Annotated in this window: 2 protein-coding genes; both read left to right on the top strand. The window is 45.2% G+C overall.

The window, feature by feature from the left end:
• Positions 1 to 113 precede the first annotated feature (113 nt).
• On the top strand, positions 114 to 1,361 hold the full coding sequence (locus tag ACN0IC_RS15080) for an FAD-dependent monooxygenase (protein ID WP_416879584.1): 1,248 nt from the start codon (positions 114 to 116) through the stop codon (positions 1,359 to 1,361).
• 36 nt (positions 1,362 to 1,397) lie between these two features.
• On the top strand, positions 1,398 to 2,048 hold the full coding sequence (locus ACN0IC_RS15075) for a chorismate--pyruvate lyase family protein (RefSeq protein WP_416879583.1): 651 nt from the start codon (positions 1,398 to 1,400) through the stop codon (positions 2,046 to 2,048).
• Positions 2,049 to 2,201: the final 153 nt, after the last annotated feature.

Below are 2,201 nucleotides of genomic sequence, written 5' to 3'. Positions count from 1 at the left end.
CATATATTTAAATTCTCTGTTGCAAAAGAAATTTTGCTTATGTAGTTTGTTGCCCAATACTGGAATGATCGTTCTTGTTTGTTTTTGGTTGGACTCCTAAAGGAACTAGGATAATGAGAATTGGTATTGTGGGGGCCGGTGTAGGAGGGCTGACGCTGGCGTTATCTCTGATAGATAAGGGCTACAGAGACATACAGATCTACGAAGCGGCAGAAGAGATAAGCGATCTCGGTGTAGGCATTAATATTCTTCCTCATGCCATGCAGGTTATGAGCGGGCTTGGTTTACTGGCCCCGCTTGTGGCGGCCAGCGTGGAAACGGGCACCCTGAGTTATTACACCCAATGGGGGCAGTTGATCCTTTCAGATGAGAGAGGGATAAACGCAGGCTACCGTTGGCCTCAGATCTCTATTCATAGATCACAATTAATACAGAAACTGCACGCGGCCGTAGTCGAGCGATTAGGTATAGATAGAATCAAGGCAGGTCACCGTTGTACGGGGTTTTCGTCCACCCCAGGGGCGCCTGCCCAGGCCTACTTTGAGAATGGCCAGGAAGAATTTGATTTACTGATTGGCTGTGATGGGATTCATTCTGCAATAAGAAAAGAGATGTATCCCAATGAAGGTGATCCCAAATGGGACGGGATTACAATGTGGCGGGCGGTGTCCTATATGCCGGCCAACACGATCTTCGAATCCATGATAATTGCCGGAAAATCCGAGCACAGAATGGTTATGTACCCCATCGAGAAGGGCGGGGATGGCCGTTATCTGGTGAACTGGGTTGCTAAATACAAGACCGCTTCAGCACAGGAAATGCCGCGCCAGGACTGGATACACCAGGCTGAAGATAGCGAGATACCAGAAGATTTCCGAAAGTTTGATTTTCTGATGGCATCTGAGCTGATCGCTAATGCCGAAGTGATATACAAATACCCTCAGGTAGATCGTGACCCCCTTCCTTCCTGGAATCTGAATAACGTCACCTTGCTTGGTGATGCCGCTCATCCAATGTACCCCTCTGGCTCCAATGGTGCGTCGCAAGCGATTCTGGATGCTGAATCGTTGTCGCAGTCACTCATGAGTGAGCCCGGTATCGGCTTGGCGCTTGATCGGTACGATCAAGAGAGAAGGCCAGCGACATCTGAAATCGTCATGAAAAACCGACGGGCAGGGCCCGAGCGATGTATTGATCTTGTTGAGCAAAGAGCTCCACTTGGTTTTGATCACATTGATGATGTCATCGCTCATGAGGAGCTGCAGTTCATTCTTAAAGATTACAAGAAAGTCGCGGGGTTTGATCGTGAAAGTCTGGACAAGGTCGAGAGAAAAGCAGCGACCTTGATGGGTGCCAAGTAAAAATAAAGAAAAGAGAAGGGATGTCAGGAGCGGACAATGGATGCCGATAAGGAAGGAAGTAAGGAAGGAAGTGGTTATAGCCACTATCGTTCAAGTCTTGAGTGTGGTGGCCAGGAAACTGCTAATGCGGACTATTACCCTGATAAGCTGTTGATCAATAAAAACATTAACAAAAACAAATTAAGCCACCTTCAGAAAATACTGTTGATGACTGATGGCACGGTGACTGAGCTTCTAGAACATCTTTCTCGCGAGCCGATTGTAATCGAGAAATTGTATCAGGCGATTATCAATAACCATGATGAGGTTCCCGCATCACATGCTCACGGCGTATACCAGAATGAAGGCCCTGTATTGATAAGAAAGATAATTCTTAAAGGGAAGCATACAGATGAAAACTATATATATGCTGAGTCAACAATACTCATTGATAGGCTTCCTGAATGTTTTCGTAATGAATTAATTGATTCGAAAACACCAATTGGAAAGCTTTGGTCAAAGCATAAGCTTGAAACATATAAAACAGACTTTTCCGCAGAAAGTGAAAATTCCAATGTTGAGATATCTGGGTACCTTTCGGTTCCAGTCGACAGTGAATTGCTGTCCCGAACATATAGTGTTTATTCCTGCGGTGAAAAATCAATGATCATAACCGAGAAGTTCTCTTCGTCTCTTTTTGTTAGTTAGTTATCGACTGCTGCCGGCTAGGCGGTTTTTGTTCATTAGTGGAAGAATGAATATTGAATCTTAATAAAATATATATTAGTGTATTGTTGTTGGTGCTGTCCCTGGTGGCATCGTTGCCACGAAAGAGTTGTTGGAGAACGGATTCGACAACGT

It is taken from the genome of Litorimonas sp. (assembly GCA_029936425.1).
Classification (GTDB): domain Bacteria; phylum Pseudomonadota; class Alphaproteobacteria; order Caulobacterales; family Maricaulaceae; genus Litorimonas.
Note: the sequence above shows the minus strand (reverse complement) of the source record. Positions and strands in the feature narration are given on the sequence as shown.

What these genes read in the sequence shown, in the direction of transcription:
- ACN0IC_RS15075 (WP_416879583.1), top strand. Translation starts at nt 1,398, where the DNA reads ATGGATGCCGATAAGGAAGGAAGTAAGGAAGGAAGTGGTTATAGCCAC.
- ACN0IC_RS15080 (WP_416879584.1), top strand. Translation starts at nt 114, where the DNA reads ATGAGAATTGGTATTGTGGGGGCCGGTGTAGGAGGGCTGACGCTGGCG.